Annotated in this window: 21 protein-coding genes; 14 read left to right on the plus strand and 7 right to left on the minus strand. The window is 28.0% G+C overall.

Annotated features, from left to right (window positions below):
- Window positions 1–167: 167 nt before the first annotated feature.
- The 5 genes from Q3287_RS16890 to Q3287_RS16910 all read right to left on the minus strand — a co-directional run bounded on the left by Q3287_RS16890 (window position 168) and on the right by Q3287_RS16910 (window position 4,800).
- Window positions 168–296 carry a 4Fe-4S binding protein gene (locus Q3287_RS16890; RefSeq protein ID WP_407964481.1) on the minus strand — a complete coding sequence of 43 codons (129 nt, stop codon included), beginning with the start codon at window positions 294–296 and terminating at the stop codon, window positions 168–170.
- A 638-nt stretch (window positions 297–934) separates the two neighbouring features.
- Complete coding sequence (locus Q3287_RS16895) at window positions 935–1,210, minus strand: Mor transcription activator family protein (RefSeq protein WP_167640313.1); 276 nt, start codon at window positions 1,208–1,210, stop codon at window positions 935–937.
- A 75-nt stretch (window positions 1,211–1,285) separates the two neighbouring features.
- Entirely contained in the window at window positions 1,286–2,608 is a 1,323-nt protein-coding gene (locus Q3287_RS16900) for a replicative DNA helicase (RefSeq protein ID WP_407964482.1), read from the minus strand.
- Window positions 2,609–2,867: 259 nt separating this feature from the next.
- Window positions 2,868–4,100, minus strand: coding sequence for a conserved phage C-terminal domain-containing protein (locus tag Q3287_RS16905; protein ID WP_407964483.1), 1,233 nt, complete (start codon window positions 4,098–4,100; stop codon window positions 2,868–2,870).
- A gap of 442 nt (window positions 4,101–4,542) precedes the next feature.
- Window positions 4,543–4,800, minus strand: coding sequence for a Mor transcription activator family protein (locus tag Q3287_RS16910; protein ID WP_054269144.1), 258 nt, complete (start codon window positions 4,798–4,800; stop codon window positions 4,543–4,545).
- A 647-nt stretch (window positions 4,801–5,447) separates the two neighbouring features.
- Between Q3287_RS16910 and Q3287_RS16915 the strand changes: the two genes are divergently transcribed.
- The 14 genes from Q3287_RS16915 to Q3287_RS16980 all read left to right on the plus strand — a co-directional run bounded on the left by Q3287_RS16915 (window position 5,448) and on the right by Q3287_RS16980 (window position 18,277).
- Window positions 5,448–5,669: a DUF1659 domain-containing protein gene (locus Q3287_RS16915; protein WP_054269143.1), complete on the plus strand. Its 222-nt coding sequence runs from the start codon at window positions 5,448–5,450 to the stop codon at window positions 5,667–5,669.
- An 86-nt stretch (window positions 5,670–5,755) separates the two neighbouring features.
- Window positions 5,756–5,986, plus strand: a complete 231-nt coding sequence (locus Q3287_RS16920) for a DUF2922 domain-containing protein (protein ID WP_054269142.1) — start codon at window positions 5,756–5,758, stop codon at window positions 5,984–5,986.
- A gap of 12 nt (window positions 5,987–5,998) precedes the next feature.
- Window positions 5,999–6,148, plus strand: coding sequence for a YvrJ family protein (locus Q3287_RS16925; protein WP_054269141.1), 150 nt, complete (start codon window positions 5,999–6,001; stop codon window positions 6,146–6,148).
- A gap of 256 nt (window positions 6,149–6,404) precedes the next feature.
- Complete coding sequence (locus Q3287_RS16930; RefSeq protein WP_054269140.1) at window positions 6,405–6,842, plus strand: LytTR family DNA-binding domain-containing protein; 438 nt, start codon at window positions 6,405–6,407, stop codon at window positions 6,840–6,842.
- A gap of 249 nt (window positions 6,843–7,091) precedes the next feature.
- Entirely contained in the window at window positions 7,092–7,991 is a 900-nt protein-coding gene (locus tag Q3287_RS16935) for a CPBP family intramembrane glutamic endopeptidase (protein WP_407964484.1), read from the plus strand.
- 76 nt (window positions 7,992–8,067) lie between these two features.
- Window positions 8,068–8,892, plus strand: a complete 825-nt coding sequence (locus tag Q3287_RS16940; RefSeq protein WP_407964485.1) for a MerR family transcriptional regulator — start codon at window positions 8,068–8,070, stop codon at window positions 8,890–8,892.
- 94 nt (window positions 8,893–8,986) lie between these two features.
- Window positions 8,987–9,568, plus strand: a complete 582-nt coding sequence (locus tag Q3287_RS16945) for a TetR/AcrR family transcriptional regulator (protein WP_407964486.1) — start codon at window positions 8,987–8,989, stop codon at window positions 9,566–9,568.
- A gap of 95 nt (window positions 9,569–9,663) precedes the next feature.
- The gene (locus Q3287_RS16950) at window positions 9,664–9,840 is read left to right on the plus strand and encodes a hypothetical protein (RefSeq protein WP_054269136.1); all 177 of its coding nucleotides are present in this window, start codon (window positions 9,664–9,666) and stop codon (window positions 9,838–9,840) included.
- 565 nt (window positions 9,841–10,405) lie between these two features.
- Complete coding sequence (locus tag Q3287_RS16955; protein ID WP_223152717.1) at window positions 10,406–11,158, plus strand: ABC transporter ATP-binding protein; 753 nt, start codon at window positions 10,406–10,408, stop codon at window positions 11,156–11,158.
- Window positions 11,148–13,268, plus strand: a complete 2,121-nt coding sequence (locus Q3287_RS16960) for an FtsX-like permease family protein (RefSeq protein ID WP_407964487.1) — start codon at window positions 11,148–11,150, stop codon at window positions 13,266–13,268. The genes Q3287_RS16955 and Q3287_RS16960 overlap by 11 nt, the downstream gene beginning before the upstream one ends.
- A 180-nt stretch (window positions 13,269–13,448) precedes the next feature.
- Entirely contained in the window at window positions 13,449–14,159 is a 711-nt protein-coding gene (locus Q3287_RS16965) for a LytR/AlgR family response regulator transcription factor (RefSeq protein ID WP_407964488.1), read from the plus strand.
- Between the two features lie 150 nt (window positions 14,160–14,309).
- Window positions 14,310–15,644 (plus strand): sensor histidine kinase, encoded by a 1,335-nt coding sequence (locus tag Q3287_RS16970; protein ID WP_054269132.1) that lies wholly within the window; start codon window positions 14,310–14,312, stop codon window positions 15,642–15,644.
- 539 nt (window positions 15,645–16,183) lie between these two features.
- Window positions 16,184–16,558, plus strand: a complete 375-nt coding sequence (locus Q3287_RS16975) for a BlaI/MecI/CopY family transcriptional regulator (RefSeq protein WP_219673757.1) — start codon at window positions 16,184–16,186, stop codon at window positions 16,556–16,558.
- 30 nt (window positions 16,559–16,588) lie between these two features.
- Window positions 16,589–18,277 carry a M56 family metallopeptidase gene (locus Q3287_RS16980; protein ID WP_407964496.1) on the plus strand — a complete coding sequence of 563 codons (1,689 nt, stop codon included), beginning with the start codon at window positions 16,589–16,591 and terminating at the stop codon, window positions 18,275–18,277.
- 223 nt (window positions 18,278–18,500) lie between these two features.
- On the opposite strand, the gene Q3287_RS16985 is transcribed toward Q3287_RS16980, so the two are convergent.
- Both Q3287_RS16985 and Q3287_RS16990 read right to left on the minus strand, forming a co-directional pair.
- The gene (locus Q3287_RS16985) at window positions 18,501–19,523 is read right to left on the minus strand and encodes a LacI family DNA-binding transcriptional regulator (RefSeq protein WP_054269131.1); all 1,023 of its coding nucleotides are present in this window, start codon (window positions 19,521–19,523) and stop codon (window positions 18,501–18,503) included.
- Window positions 19,524–19,557: 34 nt separating this feature from the next.
- Window positions 19,558–21,156: a sodium:solute symporter gene (locus Q3287_RS16990; RefSeq protein ID WP_284181649.1), complete on the minus strand. Its 1,599-nt coding sequence runs from the start codon at window positions 21,154–21,156 to the stop codon at window positions 19,558–19,560.
- Window positions 21,157–21,162: the final 6 nt, after the last annotated feature.

The raw sequence follows: 21,162 nt of genomic DNA on the forward strand, positions 1-21,162 counted from the left end.
TAGGTTTATTTCATCCTTATGTTTTAGTTTGGTTAGCTTTAGGGGTTTCCAGCAATTCAAGTAGTATTGGATAGGTTCTATCCTATCTCTACATATAAGTTTCCCTATATGCTGACTATTTTAGCTACTAACTCATGGCTAAAGTCACAAGTGTGCGTAGCTATTTTTTAATCAATTTTTGCACTAATACCATGTGGAACTGAGATTGCCCCTCTTGGGCATACTTTTATACAGCTTCCACAAGCTACGCACTCATTTTCTAAAATATTTGCATACTTCTTTTTTTTGTTAGACATAATAACCTCCCTATATTATTAATCTATAAGAATTATATCAATATATTTGCTTTTTATCTGTGACTTAATCACATAAAATATCAATATTAAAATTGTACTCTATCTATGGAAGAAATTTAATTAATAACGAACCTATCTATTAGTTTCTAATCTTACACACATTTTTACTCTATTACTCACAATCTCACCTATCTATTACTTATAACTTTATACACATTCCTACTCTATTATTCACAGCTTAGACCTGTCTATGCTCGTAATTTTATACACATATTTCTTTATTAATCACACATCATACTCTTATACAAACTTTAACTACACACGCGCATTTACCTTATTAGTATAGTTTAATACCTTAAAATCTTGCATATTCTTAACTATACATCCCATTTTACCTTACTAATTATAATTCATTCCTTTACATACTCATAATCTTATACACAGTTTTACCTTGTTAGCCACACATTTAACCCAAATATAACTCCAACTTTATTCACAAAATCATGTTATTAATCACACTTAGATTCCTCTATATCCTTAAACTTATACACATTCTTAATCTATTAATCACAATTTAACCCCAACTACATTAACCTATATTTTATGAACACCTCAAAATTGCCTTCTCCAAATCAACTCTATTTTTTTCTTACAATATACCTGACATTAATAACACTCATATCGAACATTCTTGCTAACTCCATATAATTTTTTCCATTAAACAATTTAATCATAAGCTCATTTCTAGCATCTTTTAAAGCACCTTCCATTGTCTTAATATAAAAATAGGTTCCCCCGCTTTTTTGACACAACTTAAGATATTCCAGCAAACTATACTTATGTAACTCCTTTGGAATACTCACTTCTATCTTGTGTTCTTCAAGTAATTCTATAATTTTCTCTAATTCTAGCATATTTTCACCTCATATTTTATATTATATTTCCTGTTTCTTACCTTTCAATAAGCTTATTATAGCTATCCTACTCACCTAATACTTTAGCTCCTGAAAATGCAACTTATCCCCAAAATAGCAAAAGTGCTTATGCTTGGTCTGTCCATCTCTACACTTTGCAACGATTAAATCAACCATCTTAATTCCCCTGTACTCTGATTCCCTAACTGCTTCCTCACTTTCTCCTATATCTTTAACTGCTTCTTCATAATCACTCCCTTTTAATTGATGTATATAAACCACATTGTTGCTATCGTGGTAAATAGCCTTACTATCCCTCATGGGTCTATCTCCATAAGGTCTTGAATCTTTCATTTCATCATTTAACTGACTTAATTGAATTATTGGTATATCAAAATCCAAAGTCATATTTTTAAGCTCTCTAGAAAATGTAGCTACTTCTCTTTCCCTTTTATCCATACTTTTCTGAGATGTAAGTAGTTGCACATAATCCACTATTAATAAATCTGGCTTTACCTGCCTTATCCTCTTTCTAATTGAACTGATTGTATCTATCTTGTCATTTATGTAAATTAAGTTATTCTCACTCAAATCGCCTATTGCACTTACAATAAGCTTCCAATCATTTTCACTTATCTCTTTAGACTTCATATTTCTTGTACTTACACCTGTCATCCTACATATATTTCTCATAAACACTTGCTCACTAGTCATCTCTCTACTTATAAATAAAGTCTTTTTTCCTTGCTTAACTGAGTTTAACATTATTTGAAGTGCCAAAGCAGTCTTTCCAACCCCAGACTTAGCTGCTATTGTAGTCAGTTCCCCTTTAAAAAGACCACCTATAGTTGCATCAAGTAACTTTATGCCAAATTTAAAACCAACTTCTTTATCATTTTCCAAGAAATCTAGTACCTTTTCTGCAATACTATTTACATCATCATTTTCATGGGTATCTCTGTCTAAAATTTCTTTTATATTATTTTCAAACTTGTATATGCAGGTGTCGATATTTTCTCCAAGGTTTAGACTTTGTAAAAGTCTTTGACAGTTTTGATTTATACTTCTTCTAGCCAAGTTTTCTTTTAAAATCTTAATATGGCTATCAATCCCAAAATTCTGTCCCCAAGTGATTAGACTAGTTAAGCTACTCGTTTTTATCGCTAGAGATTTTCTATCTATCCTAGACTTTACAGTAGCTACATCAATCACTATGTTTTCTTTTTTAAGCTCTTTCATAATTTTAAATATCTCAAGACATATATTTTCCATAAACATGTCCTCACTTAATTCATCTAACTTATAGTTTAATTTATTGTCTAAAAGAATTGTGCCTAAAATAGATTTTTCTATTTCAACATCTGATTTCCCCATATAAATTAATCTCACTTTCTTCATAAGTTTTTTATATTTTAATTTTTAAGTACATTATCGGTTATAAATACATTATTCATTATGATATGTTGTTTGTTATGAATATATTGTTAGTTACAATACTATTGGCTATGAATACATTATTAGAATAAAAATACATTGCTAGTTATAGATACATTACTAATTATGATGTGATACACTGTTTATTATGAATACATTGTCAGTTACAATATGATTATTAGTTATAATACGACAATTAGCTACGAATACATTATTATACTAATTAAATTTCACATATAGGATTCCAGTACCTTACATTCTCATGTTTTTTTCTCTCACGACTACTATTGTCATATGTTGTATAGTTAGAATGTCCATAATTACAGTTGTGATGACTATTACCCTCTTTACACTGATAAACATTGTTTTGACTTTTTATAGATATGTTTTCATTCACATATGATTCAAATTTATAGCTAAATAAAGTCTCTGGTCTTATATACATTTCCATTATGGTATTCTTCCACTTAGCTACTTTTACCTCAATAACTCTGTAGAAATCTTCTAAGACATAACCTTCCTTTAGCCTTTCATTGATAAGTTTTATACTTATTGGAGAATTGATTTTAAAATTCTTTCCTGATTTTTTGTTTAGCATGTTTATAATGTTTTGTTGTATATTTTTTTTATTAAATTTATTTAAAGATTCTTTTTTACTTGTTACAGATTTAGTTTCTTTTTGTATATTATGAATGCGATTAAAGGAATTATTTTTACTTGTGATACCTATATCACTGGATATTTTGCTATTGCTGGATTTTATGACATTTTTAACTTGATTATTTTCTATACTATTATTAACTCTTTTATATATGTCATTGTACGTATCGTTAAGGTCTAGATTTATTGGTTTTGATAGTAGATTAGAGTTGTCCTCTTTTGATTTTTTTATATTAAAGGATTCATTGATATAGTTTTTGATAGTGTTAATATTAGAAATGGATTTATTAATTATAGTGTCTTTGCTATGAAAATTATCACGACTATACTCTGTATCGTTAGACAAATCCTTATTATCTTTATACTCAAGCTCTACATTCACGCCACTATTAAAGGATTCCTCTTTATCATCACAATCAAATTCTATATCAATATCAACTAAATCCCCATTAACATCACCTTCCATGTGAGTGTTTTCAGATAAGTTTCCATTAAATTCTACACTTACATAACTATATATAGAATGGTTTTTACCTTTTACACCTTTAGATACCAACCTTATTATTCCTAAATCCAAAAACTCTCTTACAAGCCTACTTATAGTAGAAATAGACAGATGTAAGTCTGTAGCAGTTCTTCTCACTGTCATATAAAATTGACCCATTGGTAAAGTACCTTGAAACCTTTGTATATTTTCTTTTCTCATTATATAGTGATTAAATCTTATTTTGTTAATATCATTCTTTATATCAAAACCCAATACTGCTGAATTCAATTTGTAAAATCCATTACTCATCTCTATTTCCCCCATTTCTATTAATAAGTGCTTGTAACAAGTTAATTATTATTTTTATATAAATAACACAATAGTTTAAATATAAATATATATTTTTTTTAATTACATAACTTATTCCTTAAAATATCTATTTATATCCTTAAAAATACAAATATATTATGTCATATTAATTTATATTTTTTTATTTATATAGCTTATTTACTGTTTTTTCCCCTTTGTACAAGCAATTGTATCATTTTATCTATTTTTTAGCCAACAAATATTTCCGACTATTTTCTTTACATTCTCAATATATCTCCAGTATCTAACAAATTCTTTTATAGAATATACAATGTATTTAAATTAAAAAGCAGTAATTTTAGTTTTTTTGTCTAAAAAAATTTTGCAAAATGTCTTTTCTGTCTTTTATCTTTAGACTTTATGAGACATTTTGTATTATATTTTATATTCCATTTTCATTTAATATTCGCTTAAGATTACTTACACACATATTATACTTAATAGCCAACTCGTTGTAATTTACTCCATTAAACTGTTTTACTATCTCCCTATCTCTTGCATATCTAAAAAGCCCCTTACATGTTGGTATATAGGTATTTGTCCCTCCATACAACTTAGCAATCTCTATGAACTTATCAATCCCCACTATTTCTATCATTGCATGAAACTGAACTGGTATATCCTCTAATTTTATTTTCATAAACTACATTCCCCCTTAAAATATTTTTTATAGCCTTAACAAAGTTTTTATTCAGTATATTATTAAATCAATTAACTTTATTGATTTTCAATCAACCCTATTGACTCAATTAACACTATTTACTAAAAAAAATGCTTATTAATTTGACACTTTCATTAGCTCCAGTATAAATCTTCTTAATCTAATAACTTTACTTATCTGAACAAAAAATTTACTCCTTTTAATAAACTTAATAAAATTTTTCATAACATAATAACTTTGTTGGCCTTAATAAAGATTTTAATGGTTTAAAAGTAAAATGTTAATATTGGACTTTTAACTTTTTTATTTACAGATTAAATTTAATAATTTTTTAAACACTCCCCAATCTTTGAGTATTTAATTTTAGACACACGCAATTTCAAACAGCAATAGCTCAAAGTCCTAGAGAAACACACAAATACCACATCAAAAATATTGAAAATAAGTCTTCAAATATAACATATAAATTAAATAAATATACCTACATCAAAATTTTTCCAATAAAAATTTACACAAATAATCTTAAGAAATTACTGTTTAACTCCGATATTATCTTAGATGATAGTATTATAGTTACCAAAGAAAGTCGACAAATCTTTGAAATTAAATTTTTAGGAGGTAATTTTATGGCAGTTGTTTCAACAAAAAATTTATCTAGTATAAAATTAAAATTGGATGCTGGTTTTGATGATAAGGGTAAGGCGGTTATTAAAAGTAAATCATTTGCAAACGTAAAGGCAGAAGCATTAGATGATGATGTTTATACTGTTGCAGAAGCGATAGCAGGGCTTCAAGAAAACCCTATTGTAGATATTTTAAAATTAGACAGTACATCATTATCTAAATAATATCTTTTAAATATACCAACAACAATTAAAATCAACCACTAATAGTAACAATTAAAAATATAAATTATTATAACGGAGGTAACTGTATGGAGATTAAGAAAAAATTAGTCATGAGTTTTAAAAATATAAAGGATAAGCAAGTTTCTTTTTCTATAGAAAATCCAAAAGATAACTTAACTGAAGAAGATATAAAATCTGTTATGGATTTAATAATATCTAAAAATATTTTTTCAGTTGGAGGATTCGACCTTGCTTCTGCTGTTGAAGCTAAGGTTGTAGAAACAAATACCACTCCTTATGACTTAGTTATAGAATAGGAGGTTAATTTCATGGACGATAGTTTACAGCTGTTAATAACAAATGTTGGTTTCCCTATAGCCCTATCCATGTATTTATTGGTTAGAATTGAAGGTAAATTAAATACTTTATCAAACAGTATTGATACACTATCCAAAAATATTTTGGTATTTAAGAAATAATTTTGACAATATATAAAATCATAAAATAGGTCCATTTGTAAAATAATTAGATATATTCTATGAAAAATACTATGATATTTGGAAAAATAATCCAAATATCTATAGTATTTTTTTGAATTTTGCAACCTCAAATTTGAATTTCATTATTTTATTTTTGAATTTCACTATACTTAATTTGAAATTCAGAACGCATCTAGTTGGACTCAATAAGATATAATGCTATTCTAATGACAGTAATAAAATGAGGTGATGATTAATGAAAATACATGTCGAACAAGCTACTAATTGCGATGATATTGAGATAACTATAAAATGCTCTACCTTAGATAATAACATCGAGAAAATAATTTCATTATTAAGTACACCACTACTTGATATAAAAGGGAAAAAATCAGGAGAGATTTATAAACTTAATGTCTGTGATATTTTATATTTTGAGACAGTAGGAAACAAGACATTTGCTTATTATGAGGATGATGTGTTTGAAATTGATTTAAAGATATATAAATTATCAAAATTATTAGTTAATACGTCCTTCTCACGAATATCTAAATCCATGATTTTAAATAGGGACTATATAGAAAGCATAAAAATAATATCACATAATCGTATGCAAGCCACTTTAACAAATAATGAAAAGGTTATTATTAATCGCCGTTACATAAAAAATATTAGAGAAAAGCTAAACATTTAATAAATCTTAAAGTATTTTATTAATATAACTAATTTTATATTTATTGACCTATATTATAATCAAAACAGTACAACATACTTGGTCAGTGTTAAATGCTAACTAATCATATTTAGTGTAGAAACAATTAGCAAAAATATAAGAAATAATATATTATCATAACTGAGAGTTGCTACTAGATTATACCTTATTACAAAAAAATCAACTAATACAAATTAAAACGCTCTTATAAAATGAAAGGATAGTGAAAAGATGCAAATATATAATACCCCTTTTAATACAAATAAACACTTAAGCTATTTTTTTACATTTACTTTATTATTAAATTGGATATTCAGTCTTACACCTGTACTGCTCGGGATTACTGGTACTATACTTGGAGAACTTATTTTTTATCTTGGATATACATCACCAGCTATTGTAGGTCTATTTTTTATCTCTACCATATATCCAGATAATGCAAAAAAAGATTTTTCTTATAGAGTTTTTAGCTTTAAAGAAATGGGCATAAAATGGCCATTATTTACAATACTATTCTTTGCCTCAATCTTTATAGTTTCTTTAATAATAGGTAATCATTTTAATGAGAAAACTTCTAATATAAATTTGATGCATATGGCAATATATGAACCTTCTAAAATTGCATTCATGCTATTATCAAGTTTTATATTAAGTATACTTAGTCAAGAAGCAGGATGGAGAGGATACTGTATTGACAAACTCTTAGTAAGATTTGGATTTACAACTTCTTCAATTATTTTAGGAATTATTTGTGGAATTTGGTATATAGGGTCTTATTTTACTTTTGGTCAAATACCCTATAATCTAGCACAAGATTCTTTATTTAATGCAGTTTTATTTATACCAAACATTGTACTTTTAACCTTTATAATTAATTTTGTGTATATAAATACCAATAGAAGCATTTTAGCAGCTGGATTTGTCCATATGATGTACAATTTTTTTAATATCCAATTGTTATCTCAATACTCTATTAAATTATGTGTAATCTCTCAATATGTACAAATAGTATTTGGACTAGTATTTGTTGTATACATACTTTATTCTAATAAATTTAAACAAAAAGTAGATTCTGAAATTGAACAGATAAAGTCAAATGATTTTGAATTTGAGCTAGATTTGCAACCTTAACGTATTTTCCTAAATGCTTGAAGTATATAAAAACAAAATATATACTGATTATAAGTGAAAAGGAGGTCGCATTTTCATGTTTAAAATTGGAGAAGTTTCAAAATTGACACAGATATCTATTCGTATGTTACGTTATTATGATGAACTTGGTATTTTAAAACCAGCAGAAATAGATAAATATACAGGTTATCGCCTATACTCAGTTGAACAGATTTCAACTTTGCAAAAAATCGTCTTATTAAGAGATTCAAAGTTTAGTGTTGCAGAAATATCAAATATATTACATAACTGGGATGATGAATTTGTAATTCAGGAATTAAATCGAAAAAAGAATGAAATACAAAAGGAAATACAACAAGAGAAACAGAGAATAAATAAAATTGATAAATTTATAGAAGCCTTAAAATGTGATAAAGATGAGATTCATCATAATGTTGTCTTTAAGAAAATTCCAAGTTATAAAATCATATCTCTTAGAGAAATAATACCAGACTACTTCTATGAAGGTATCCTCTGGAAAAAGTTATCTGATTTTATTAATGAGGAACATATAGAAGTGTCACGTCAATCCAACAATAATATAGCGTTTTATCATGACGAAGAGCTTACAGGTAATGGCGTAGATGTTGAGGTTGGAATGGTCGTAAAGAAGTTTGGAAAGAATAAGTCCAAATTTACATATCGCGAGACAGAAGAAGTTGATATAATGGCATGCACCATGGTATATGGACCATATGAAAATATAGCTGGTGCATATGAATCCTTTTGTTATTGGTTGGATAAGAATAGTGATTATAAGATGTCAGGTGTAAATAGACAGCTTGGTCATAAAGGTGAGCATAATGAATCAAATCCTGAGAATTATCTTACAGAAGTTCAAATCCCCCTTATAAAGGTCTAAGCACCCATTGACATCCCAAAATTTTCATGATAGTATCTAAACGTGTATTAAACACGTTTAATTTTTTTATAGGGAAATTTTTGAGGGGAAAATTATGAGAACAGATTCTACAAAAGAACAGCTAATTAATGCCACAATCCAGTTATTATCTTCGCATAAAGATATTTCAAGCATTACAGCTAGAGAAATTGTAGCTAAGGCAAATGTCAATTTAGCTATGATTAACTATTGTTTTAAATCTAAAGAAGCATTAGTTAATACTGCTATTAAAAAGTTTTTAAAGTGTCATATGGATGAGTATAAAGCCTCACATGATATTAAAGATTTAGTGCCTAAACAGCAGTTACGAGAAATAATAATTGCATTTTTTGAATTTATAGACGCACATAGTCAATTTATAAGAGTTTCTGTACCCTACATATTGGTACAAGAGGAAATTATTTATCCATTTGAGATACTTCCTTTAGTTAAAGCTCATTATGAAAATCAGAACAATAAAAAAACTGAGGCTAAATACAGAACTATTGCTTATCAAATAACTTCATTTATTCAGTTGCTTTGCCTTCGTTCTGATGCTTTTTTTAAGTATAGTGGTATTGATATTATGAATGTTGAACAAAGGAATAGTCTAATAGATTTTCAGTTAGATTTACTTCTAGTAGATACTATAAAATAATGATATATTAGCTTTTTTGCTGTATAGCCCTGGTAATGGTTGAAAATATTCTCATTGACTAAAAGATATTTACATTAAATAGGGAGGGAGTTTTAATGTTTTTTACATTTATAGGAGTAATATCAGCAATTTTATTATTGTTCACAATTATATGTGGTTTATGGATAAAACTTAATAACCGTAATAATGACTCAAATTCTCACTTTACTTTTTCGATACTTTCAATTGTTTTTTCATTGTTGATTGTAGTATCTTTTTTGGTAAGAAATTAATGTCTTTATTATAATAATTTATGATGATATGGAGATTATTTGACTATCTTAAAAGTGTTTCTATCGCTTTTTAGGATATTTTTAAATCTCTATTTATATTTTCTATAGACTCATTATGATTTTTATATTAGTAGTTCTTTTATACTTTTAACACCAAACTTTAAATTTTTTAGCAATTTATTTGGTTTAATACTATAGTATCCCTTTCCAATTCTATAACATTTATATTTTTTAAAATCTTTTCTAAATACTACTTCACTACTCCATGACCCTTTTTCTCAATATATTATCTTACTCTACCATGATAATCGATACCTATAAACACACTTATAAACTTTCTCACTATCACTACTCAACAGAACCATAAACTATACTACCTCTAACACTTTGAACCTACCATGACTGAAATCACATAGTTCCTACTTCATAGAATTTTGCATAATCAATAATACATTTTCAAGTATTACAAAAAAACATCCAATTCTTACAATAGGGCTGGTATTTCTCTACCCTTTTAAAATGCTATCATTGACTTACAAGATAAATGAAAGCGAGGATGGTATATATGCTTAAAGTAAATCACTTATGTAAATCATACAAAACAGGTAATAAAACATATCCAGTATTAAAAAATATTTCTTTTGAAATCAACAAAGGTGAATTTGTAGCAATTATGGGTTCATCAGGAAGTGGAAAAACCACTCTCCTAAATTGTATCTCATGCTTTATTCCAATTGACGATGGCGAAATAACTCTTGGAAACAATAATATAAGAAATTTACAAGAAAAAGAACTTTCTGAAGTTAGAAACCAGCAATTAGGATTTGTATTCCAGGACTTCATGCTATTTGATGGTCTTAGCGTCTTTGAAAATATATGTGTTCCACAAATTATCAAAGGTGGTCAAGTCTTACAAATGGAAAACCGTGCCATTAGTCTATGCGAACTATTCAGTATTGAACATATTAGAAAAAAATACCCTGCTGAAATATCTGGTGGAGAAAAGCAACGTACAGCAGTAGCAAGAGCACTTATGAACAACCCTGACTTAATATTAGCAGATGAGCCAACTGGTAACCTCGATAGTAAGTCTTGTCGTACAGTTATTGATTCGTTTCTAAAAGCAAAACAGGAGTTAGATGCTACTATACTTATGGTTACACACGATAGCTTTGCAGCAAGCTTCTGTGACCGTGTTATTGTCCTTAAAGATGGAACAGTTTATAAGGAGGTTGTAAAATCAAATTCAAGACGTGAATTTCTAGATGAATTACTAGAACTTTTAAAAGAAATGGGAGGCGCTCAAGATGACAATTAATAAGTTATATGGAAAACTTCGAGCCTACAATTGGAAGAACTATACTACCCTATTCTTTTGTATAATACTTTCTGTAGTACTAGTTACTTCATATGCTCTAATTTATTTTAGCCCAACAGTACAAAATATCCTCCCAACTGGTGGAGATAGTAGAAAACAAGCTACAATGATATTCTCAGTTGCTATATTAGGATGTGCTGTCTTTACTACATATGCTTCTTCCCTATTTTTAAAATTTAAAAGTAAAGAAATTGGTATTTTCATGGCTCTAGGAGCAGATAAGAAAAAATTAAAAAGGCTTCTATTCTCAGAAATATTGTTGATTTCTATAATATGCTGTTTTTTAGGTCTTTTATTGAGTGTACCTGTCTCTTTTGGAATCTGGAAGATATTCCAATTAGTGATTATTGACACTAGAGAAATGACATATCATTTTGGGACTCAAGGATTCATATATGGATTTATATTCTGTATATTTGTGACATTTTGTATATTTATGCTTTCATCAAAATTTATCAATCGTACAAATATAATTGATATACTAAATGACCAGAGAATATCTGAACCAATACAGGATGTAAAGGAATGGTATGGTATATTAGGTATGATTTTTGTTATACTAGGTATTATTTTGGGTTATATTGTACCTTCAATAGTTATAGATAAATTAAATTATGTATTACCATCTATATGGAGTATTACCTACCTATTCTCTGCTATTGGAATCTACATGGTTATGACATATATAGTAGTACATGCAAAAAGAGGAAAACACCCTGAGAAATACTACAAAAATATCATATCAACTAGTATGATGAGATTTATGGGAAGACAGACAGTAAAAAATATGTGTGTTATTTCATTTTTAATTGCAGGAGCATTATTTGCTATATTCTATATTCCTAATATAGTCACAGGAATTTATGATAATATTAAAAACAACCCTATCGATTACACTTTTACCTACAATCAAAGAGATAAACAGGTATCAAAAAAAGATATTGAACAATTAGCAGATAAATACAATATAGATATTCACAACTATATGGAACTTCCTTCTATTGAATTGATTGTTGATGGTGTGGAGTCAACACGTCATAAAAATGGAACTATTGACAATGTATACCTGAAAAAAAGTTCCTACGACATGTTCTTTAATTCTAAAGATTTTTCTAAATTAATTGGAAAACCAATAAATATAAAAAATGGTGAATATCTTGCTGTTGTAAATAAAGAGAATGAAAATCAAGACTACGATTATACCAAATTTATATCAAGTCCAGTAACAGAAAAAGAAATGCCTTTTAGACATGCTGGAAATCTAATCTTTAATGGCTCTTTTTTTCAAAACAAAAGTATGAATGTTTATGTTCTTAATGAAAATGATTATAAAGCATTTACTAAAGATTTATCTATAAAAAATTACAATAATTCTGTACTATTTAATGTAGATAATTCTAAAGATACTTATGCTTTTGCTAATGATTTAAAGGCAGAGATTATAAAAAGAACATCTAAAGAACTGGGTATGTTTACTGGTTATGATGAGTATGTAAAAAAACGTTATGAATCAACTGGAGAAAAGTATTTTATGGATGAGAGATATACAAGTGGAGAAGGGCCTCTAAAACTAGAACCAGACAATAATCAACTGTACCTTAATTGGAAATACTATCCCAACTTTAAAATTTTACAAAGCCAAGATATGATAAAAAATATGGCAGTCTTTTTGATGTTATTTATATATGTGGCAATCATCTGTTTCGCAGCAGTTGGAATCATTGCATATACAAGAGGTGTCACTATAGCTATGAATCATAAGCAAGTTTTTATGGACTTAAGTCGATTAGGAGCTAATAACGACTATATAAAATTCTGTATTAAAAATCAATTAAAGAAAGTATTTTCATACCCTCTTATTGTAGGAAGTTTTGTAATCTATCTATTTAATTTTATGATTATGATTAACAATGATAGTAGAATTGTCAACAGCGAGGTGCATGCTCTTTTGATAAACTTAGGTCTTATAGGGATTTGTGGTATCTATATGTACTTTGTATATCTGTTAACTTATAAGAAATTCAAAAATATTATTGGGATTTCAAAGTAAGAAAAACCATTGGAATCTCAAAATAAGTTTAATAAAATAGTTTTAGGTATCATCTATCCTGATATAGAAAACTTTATTTTGCTACTTGGATATATTTGTTATCTCATTACATATATCTAGGTAGCAAGATATATTATATACTTAATTATATAAACATAAAACTTGAAAGGAGATTACACATTGATTTCGATTTGTATTTGTGATGATGAAAAACAACAAAGAAATATGTTAAATAAAATCATTACAAGGGAAATGGATTTGTGGGGTTACCCATGCCAAATAAAAGAGTATTCAAATGGTGAAAGCCTAATATACAACCTAGAGCAAGAAAGCTATTATATGGATATTATTTTTTTAGATATTGAACTTGGAGAAAGCAATGGTGTTGATATAGCAAAGACTATACGAAGATACTCAGAAGATACTATAATTATCTTTGTCACAGGTTTTTCTGATTATGTGTTTCATGGGTATGATGTAGGTGCTTTGAACTATATCTTAAAGCCTTACAAAAGTGAAAAAATATCTGAGGTACTAAAAGAGGCACTAAAAAAATTAGAACAATGGAAAGAAAACTTTATTACAGTTCAAATTGGAACTAACCTTTGTAAAATCAATATGAAAGACATTATCTACTTTAAAAGTGAGCTAAGAAAATTGACTGTAGTGACCTCTGATAGAGCTTTAGAATATTATGGGAAGTTAAACGATATGGAAACTGTTCTTCCATCTAACTTTGTACGCACACATCAAAGGTATATTGTTAATCTAAACCATGTAGATAGTGTAAATCAAACTTATGCTAAAGTTCATAATGAAAAAATTCCTATAAGCCGTCAAAAGTATCAAGAAGTTGTAGGAAAATTTACAAGGTATATATTGGAAACTTAATTTTAAAAAAGATATTAAAGACTTAAACTCAAGAATGAGTTAGAATCTTTATTTTTAAAGATATATTAAAAATTTAAATTCAAGATAATATATTAAGATTTTAGTTTTAAAATACATATTAGAATACGATTTTTTAGAAAGGTATCTTAGATGAACTCTTATTCTTTACTTAATAATGGCACAACTTTTATCATCGTTTTAATTAATATTTACATAGCTTTTTTTCTTTATAAGTTGACTTCTTATTTTATAGACTTTAGAAACCATTGGATTTTTAAAGTCATATTGATTTTTGGTTACTCTATTATCAGCCAGATGATAATATGGGCTTCCGACCCTGTAAATATTTTATTTACATTACTTGGGTATATGATAATGCTTATAATCTGTAGTAAAAGTAGATTGATTCCCATAGTATCAATTATCATGATACTCTACCCTATTATAGTTGGTATCAATTTTCTTTTTATAAACAACCCTCTATATAGGGAACTTATCTGTTCAAGTGAATATCTTTTAATACTTTCAATTGTTAAGATAGTCTCTGCTATAATAAAATTATTGTTTTGGTTTTTTATACACATGTTCTTAAAAAATAGATTAGTCAACATAAAACAGTACCTATCAAACAAGATATGGATTTTTATCGACATGGTCTGTATAGCTTCATTTTTATCAATATTAATTGCTATTATTCTGCCACCAACTAACTTAATTCCTATGGGTAGTAAAAACAATATTATCTTAGGTGATTCTTATGGCACTTATATAATCATTTTATCAGCAATTATAGCAAATATTGGTGTAATACTTCTTTTACAACCATTAATTGAAAATGTAAAGATGAAGATAGAAAATCAAGCAAATCACATAAAAGAAAAATACTACAACTTACTAGAAAATCAACAGATTCAAATACGTAAAATACGTCATGATATGAATAACCACTTTCAAATGATTGAATCGTATTTAGAGGTGGAAGATATTGATGGAGCTAAAGAATATTTTAATCAGTTGAAAATAGGACTTGGCACTCTTAGTGGCAAGCAATTTTGTAAAAATCAAGCTCTTAATTCAATTTTGAATCTTCGTCATACAAAGTTAGAAGAAAATGGAGTTGATGTCCATTTTAATATAGATATAGACAATCACTTAGGCATAGAGCCTATAGATTTGTGTACTATTTTTTCAAATTCTTTGGATAATGCTATAGAAGCATCTTTAAAAATATCAGATTTATCAAATAGAAAAGTGGTGTTAAAGGCTCGTTGTGAGAAAGAGTATTTTAGCTATTTGTTGACAAATAATAAAGTAAATCCTATTAATAAAAAACATGAATTATTTGTTTCAGATAAAAAAGATAGTAATTCTCATGGATATGGTATTGAGAATATTAGAGGAATTGTCGATAAGTATAATGGAGAGTTGAACATCTCTTATACAGATAATGAATTTTCTTTATTTCTTTATATTAGATTATTTTAGTTTGTTAGCACAAGACTCATATACAAATCACATAAAAAACTTGCATATATATAAGAATCAATAACCGTATTTATTAGTTATTGGTTCTATATTTTTATAATTACTTCTTTTTTCTTGTTATTTATTTTTGTAATTACTTCTTTATTTTCATAATTACTTCTTTATTATTGTTATTTACTTTTATAATCACTTCTTTATTTTTATAATTACACCTTTATTTTTATAATTACACCTTTCCTCTTGTTATTTCTTTTTGTAATTACTCATTTTTCTTTATTACCTCCTTTCGTAATTACTCTCTTCTTCCCACATCTATTTACTATTACCTCTTTTTATTAACTTTTCCATATCCCTCTTATATTAGGTTTTTCTATCTACCATTCTATTCTTCTAACAAGCATAGTTTGATTATTTCACCAACAAATCCTCACTTCCAACTATCACTCCTTCTAGGTTAAATAAGTTTGTTGACAAATGTATGACATAGCATTATACTAAAATAAAATGACATAATGTCATACAAAAGGAGGTAGATTTAGGTGATTCAACAACTATCAGATGCTGAACTTGAAATTATGAAAATTATTTGGACACATGATAAACCAGTACTTTTTGCATCTCTTTTAGATGAGCTAACATCAATAGGCAAAACATGGCAAAAAAACACTCTAATAACGCTCTTAGCTCGACTTATGGATAAAGGGTATCTAAAAGCAAAAAAATTAGGACGCCGAAATGAATACTCTCCCCTTATATCAGAATCTGAATATCAAACAAGTCAAACAAAAAAATTACTCGATAAAATCTATGAAGGAAATGTTAAAGGACTTGTCTCTAATTTAATTCAAAGTGATTTGTTGACTGATGAAGAATACGATGAGCTAAAGGAACTTTTGGAGGGGGGAAAAAGATAAATGAATAATGTACTGAAAGTATTCTTATCAATGTCCCTTTCTGGTTCACTGCTTATTCTCATTCTTTTTTCATGCAAGCAAATTTTTAAAGACAAAATAAGCAGGCAGTGGCAGTATTATATCTGGTTAATTGTCATTATGAGACTACTATTACCATTTACACCAGAAACAAACTTAATGGGAACCATTTTTCAAACATTCGACAATACTACATATCATACTGAAAAATATCCACCTGAACAACAAAATCAAGATATTTTGAATGATGATAAAAATACCCCAACTATAAATAATGAACGAAGCAATCAAAAATATATAAATAAAATGGAGCTATTCACCAGTAACCAAGCAGTACAGGACATAATTACTTTGCTAGTAAATAATATCTGGATAATTTGGTTGGTAATTGCCCTTATCCTACTCATACGAAAAATAACAATTTACCAAAGCTTCGTGCGATACATAAAAGCTGGACAAGCTCCTGTCTCAGACACAGAACTCTTAGACAGACTTGCAATTCTTGGAAGTCAAATAAAAATAAAAAGAGCTATAGAGCTTTGCATCAACCCACTTATTTCTTCTCCATTACTGATTGGATTTTTCCGACCATGTATTGTACTGCCAAGGGTCGATATTGCAGAAAAAGATTTTCAATATATTGTTCTACATGAACTTACACATTATCGACGATTTGATATGCTCTATAAATGGCTAGTACAAATTACAGTCTGCTTACACTGGTTTAATCCTCTTGTATATCTTATGGGAAAAGAAATTAACAAAGCATGTGAGTTTGCATGTGATGAAGCAATTGTCAAAAAACTTGATTCAAGTAATGTACAAGACTATGGAAAGACTCTACTAAACTCTATAGCCACTGTTGGAAAATATAAAGAGTCTCTTGCTTCTGTCACTCTAAGTGAAAGCAAGAAATTACTCAAAGAAAGGTTAGGTGCGATTATGAATTTTAGAAAAAAATCAAATTTAGTAGTCTTTTTTACAATTGTAATAACTGTTTTATTTACAGTTGGAGCAACGGCTATTGGAGCATATACAGTACCACAAATTCCAGTTGATAACAATAAAAACAAAAATATAAATTCTAATCCTACTAATAATAACTCGAATTTAGACACACAGAAAAACAACAATAAAGTAACAGACAATACACAGAATATCAATACTTCTAGTAGTGGTAAATTACCAGACAATATACAAAATCTCGATATGTCTTTTGATATTTATAATGGAGGTTTGGAGATACTCCCTTCTTCTTCAAATGAAATAAAAGCTAGTTATGATGGTGAATACTATGATGTTCATATTACAAAAGAGAATGGTAAATGGATTGTTCGTATATCTGGTAAAGTTTCATTAATGGGTAAGACAGACTTTGTTAAGCTTTATGTTCCAAATGTAAAACGTGTTATGAATGTCAAAGTTCGTAATGGTGACTTTAGTTATAATTTGCCAGCTAATTGTACAGATATAATAAATATTAACGCTGCAAATGCAGGCATTCAATTTACTTCAAAAAATAAGTATGATAATAGCAAGATTTCCCTAATAGCTACAGATAAAAACTTCTTAATATATGATTTATTGGTTTATCCTAATTATTTTACTAAAACAGATACTGGATTTAAGTATAAAAAAGGTACAGAAGCGACTCAAATCGCTATTTCTCTAACGGGGTATACTGATGTTGAATTTAAGTAAAATTTTATGACAGAAATAGTTTAGCAATAATTCTTATTAAAAAGATTCTCTTTGGCATACTAAAATAATAGTAAACAAAAAAATACTATTAAAAGCTAATATCTAATTGCCTTACAAAATATATAAATAATTAAAACTGTTATTAATTGATTATAAAAATCATTTTAATAACAGTTTTTTGATTTCTTATAAAACTATGTTATATATTTAAACTAACTCCTATTTAAATCGTAGAATCCCTTTCAATTAATTCAGGCTTAAGCATCTCAACTATTGGTTCACATTTATCCTCATTTAGCAAAACTTTAAGTATATTAATAGTCTTGTCAATCAATAAATTTAATGGTTGTCTAATTGTTGTTAAACTATAGCTTTTCCATGAAGCCATCTGAATATCATCGTATCCTATTACTGATAAATCCTCTGGTATTCTCAATTTATATTCAAATCTCGCTGCATCCATCACACCAGTAGCTATTAAGTCACTTGTACAAAAAATTGCTGTTGGAGGGTTTGATAATGCTAACATTCTTTTCCCTGCTTCATAACCAGATTCATAATCATAGTTTGCTGATTCCTCTTTAAGGCTATGAATCCCATTTTGTCTTAACTTAGAATAAAATCCAATCTTCTTTTCCATTTCTTCACTAGTTTCTCTTGTAAATTGAATATATCCTATATTGCTATGCCCCTTGTTAATAAGATACTCAGCAGCCATTCCACCACCTTCAATTGGGTCTACATAGACTGTACTTATTTTTATACCTGGTATAAAACGATTAAAAAGTATGACAGGAATATTATTTTCTTCACATGTCTCAGCCATAACCTTATTCATAGCTGAAGCGGTAATAACTACTGCTTCCACTTGAAACTGAATTACTTTTGAGATTATACTGTCTATACTTTCCTGTCTAGGAACTTTAAAAACAAGACATTGCTTACCAATTTCTTGAATTTTTTCTACAAATAGGTCAATAATCCTATTGTAAAACGGACCTAAGCTATCTCCCACTATCAATCCTATGACATTTGTTTTTCCACTAATCATCCCTCTTGCAACTAGATTAGGGACATATCCAATTTCATCCGCTATACGAAAAATTTTTTCTCTTACCTCAGGTTTTACACCCTTTCCATTTGCACTACCAAATGCTCTTGAAACAGATGATTGAGATACTCCTGCCAATCTTGCGACATCTTTTGATGTAGCTGATTTATTATAATGAACTTTCTTTTGATTCATTTAGTATTTCTCCTTAAATATCTAGTATTTCTTCTTAAAATTGTATTAAAAATAAGATAATATATTGGATAATGAAAAAAGCTAATACAATTAATTCTTGCTTACCTAAAGAAAATGGTAGTATGGACACTCCATCTACTTTATCCATCCCTTTAGAAATAAGTTCTTTTCTCATACCAAGTACAGTATATTTTTTAATATCCTCTACATTATTATTGTTTTTTAAGACGATACTAAAAATATATCCAAATATCAATGTTATTGTAGCACCTATTGCTGGATTCCACAACCAGCTCACGTTATATTTATTAGAAATAAAAAACCCTAAAACTAATCCTACAATAAAACCAATAGATACTCCTTTATCATGAGCCTTATATGTAAACATCGCTAGTACAAATGCACCTGTAGCTGGTCCAGCAAAGTATGAGATATAGTTACCAACAAGGTCAAGAATTGACTTAATGCTTCCTCCAAACCCCATAATAATGAAACCTGTCATAACAACACCTATAACTATGGTTATAATCATTGTTACTTTTAATGATGATTCTTTACCATCTTTTTTAAAATAAAACTCATAAATATCTTTTGTAAAAACAGTTGTCATACTATTTAATATAGAGTCAATACTAGACATTGCTGCTGCAAACACACCTGCAATAATAATTCCAATCGCTCCTACTGGAAGTTCATTCAAAATAAAAGTAATCATTATTTCATTTGAAGTTTCAAATGCTCTTCCATCATAGAAGACAAATAAAATCACTCCTACCAATAACATAAAGTAATAAACTAGATTCATAACAAATGCACTAACTACAAAAGAATTTTTTGCACTGTTTAAAGATTTAGATGTTAAAACTCTTTGTACTTGAGCTTGGTCAAAACAGAAGTATCTTATCCACATTATAGTTCCACCGATTAAAGTAGCCCAAAAAGTATTTGTAACTGAGAAATCTGTGCTAAAATCAAATGTATTTAATTTACCACTCTGTTGTGCAATTTGTAGGGTATCAAAAAAGCTAAGATTCATTCCTTTTAAAGCTACAATAATTACTATAAATACAGCACTTATTACTACTAGCATTTGAATACTATCAGTCCATATAACTGCTTTAATTCCCCCTAATAACGTGTATATGATTGATACAAGTACAACAATTGGAACTAAAATATAAAGCGACCAACCAGTAATCATCTGAATAATAAGCACTGGTATATATACCATAGAGCTCGCTTGAATCAATGAATTAATAAAAAATTGAATAATAGTTAACCCTCTTGAATAATTTCCCAAACGAAATCCCATGTATTCATATACAGATGTTATCTTTAATCTATAAATAACTGGGGTGGTAATGCTCAGTGCAAAAAATATTGCTAAAGGTACTGTAATATTAACCATTACTGGATACATCCCATCCATATATGCCCATCCAGGACCACCTATAAAGCCATTTGCACTAATCATAGTAGCTGCAACTGATAAAGCAATCGGAATCCACGGCATTGACCTACCTGCTAAGAAATAATCTTCTTGATTTTTATTATCTTTTCCTGAATAATAACCAATAACTAACATTAACAGCAAATATCCTATTATAATACACACATCAATTGATGAAATCATAAGCCA

Origin of the sequence: Clostridioides sp. GD02404, from assembly GCF_045898275.1 — a bacterium.
GTDB lineage: Bacteria > Bacillota > Clostridia > Peptostreptococcales > Peptostreptococcaceae > Clostridioides > Clostridioides difficile_A.

What these genes read in the sequence shown, in the direction of transcription:
- Q3287_RS16890 (WP_407964481.1), bottom strand. Translation starts at nt 296, where the DNA reads ATGTCTAACAAAAAAAAGAAGTATGCAAATATTTTAGAAAATGAGTGC.
- Q3287_RS16895 (WP_167640313.1), bottom strand. Translation starts at nt 1,210, where the DNA reads ATGCTAGAATTAGAGAAAATTATAGAATTACTTGAAGAACACAAGATA.
- Q3287_RS16900 (WP_407964482.1), bottom strand. Translation starts at nt 2,608, where the DNA reads ATGAAGAAAGTGAGATTAATTTATATGGGGAAATCAGATGTTGAAATA.
- Q3287_RS16905 (WP_407964483.1), bottom strand. Translation starts at nt 4,100, where the DNA reads ATGAGTAATGGATTTTACAAATTGAATTCAGCAGTATTGGGTTTTGAT.
- Q3287_RS16910 (WP_054269144.1), bottom strand. Translation starts at nt 4,800, where the DNA reads ATGAAAATAAAATTAGAGGATATACCAGTTCAGTTTCATGCAATGATA.
- Q3287_RS16915 (WP_054269143.1), top strand. Translation starts at nt 5,448, where the DNA reads ATGGCAGTTGTTTCAACAAAAAATTTATCTAGTATAAAATTAAAATTG.
- Q3287_RS16920 (WP_054269142.1), top strand. Translation starts at nt 5,756, where the DNA reads ATGGAGATTAAGAAAAAATTAGTCATGAGTTTTAAAAATATAAAGGAT.
- Q3287_RS16925 (WP_054269141.1), top strand. Translation starts at nt 5,999, where the DNA reads ATGGACGATAGTTTACAGCTGTTAATAACAAATGTTGGTTTCCCTATA.
- Q3287_RS16930 (WP_054269140.1), top strand. Translation starts at nt 6,405, where the DNA reads ATGAAAATACATGTCGAACAAGCTACTAATTGCGATGATATTGAGATA.
- Q3287_RS16935 (WP_407964484.1), top strand. Translation starts at nt 7,092, where the DNA reads ATGCAAATATATAATACCCCTTTTAATACAAATAAACACTTAAGCTAT.
- Q3287_RS16940 (WP_407964485.1), top strand. Translation starts at nt 8,068, where the DNA reads ATGTTTAAAATTGGAGAAGTTTCAAAATTGACACAGATATCTATTCGT.
- Q3287_RS16945 (WP_407964486.1), top strand. Translation starts at nt 8,987, where the DNA reads ATGAGAACAGATTCTACAAAAGAACAGCTAATTAATGCCACAATCCAG.
- Q3287_RS16950 (WP_054269136.1), top strand. Translation starts at nt 9,664, where the DNA reads ATGTTTTTTACATTTATAGGAGTAATATCAGCAATTTTATTATTGTTC.
- Q3287_RS16955 (WP_223152717.1), top strand. Translation starts at nt 10,406, where the DNA reads ATGCTTAAAGTAAATCACTTATGTAAATCATACAAAACAGGTAATAAA.
- Q3287_RS16960 (WP_407964487.1), top strand. Translation starts at nt 11,148, where the DNA reads ATGACAATTAATAAGTTATATGGAAAACTTCGAGCCTACAATTGGAAG.
- Q3287_RS16970 (WP_054269132.1), top strand. Translation starts at nt 14,310, where the DNA reads ATGAACTCTTATTCTTTACTTAATAATGGCACAACTTTTATCATCGTT.
- Q3287_RS16980 (WP_407964496.1), top strand. Translation starts at nt 16,589, where the DNA reads ATGTCCCTTTCTGGTTCACTGCTTATTCTCATTCTTTTTTCATGCAAG.
- Q3287_RS16985 (WP_054269131.1), bottom strand. Translation starts at nt 19,523, where the DNA reads ATGAATCAAAAGAAAGTTCATTATAATAAATCAGCTACATCAAAAGAT.
- Q3287_RS16990 (WP_284181649.1), bottom strand. Translation starts at nt 21,156, where the DNA reads ATGATTTCATCAATTGATGTGTGTATTATAATAGGATATTTGCTGTTA.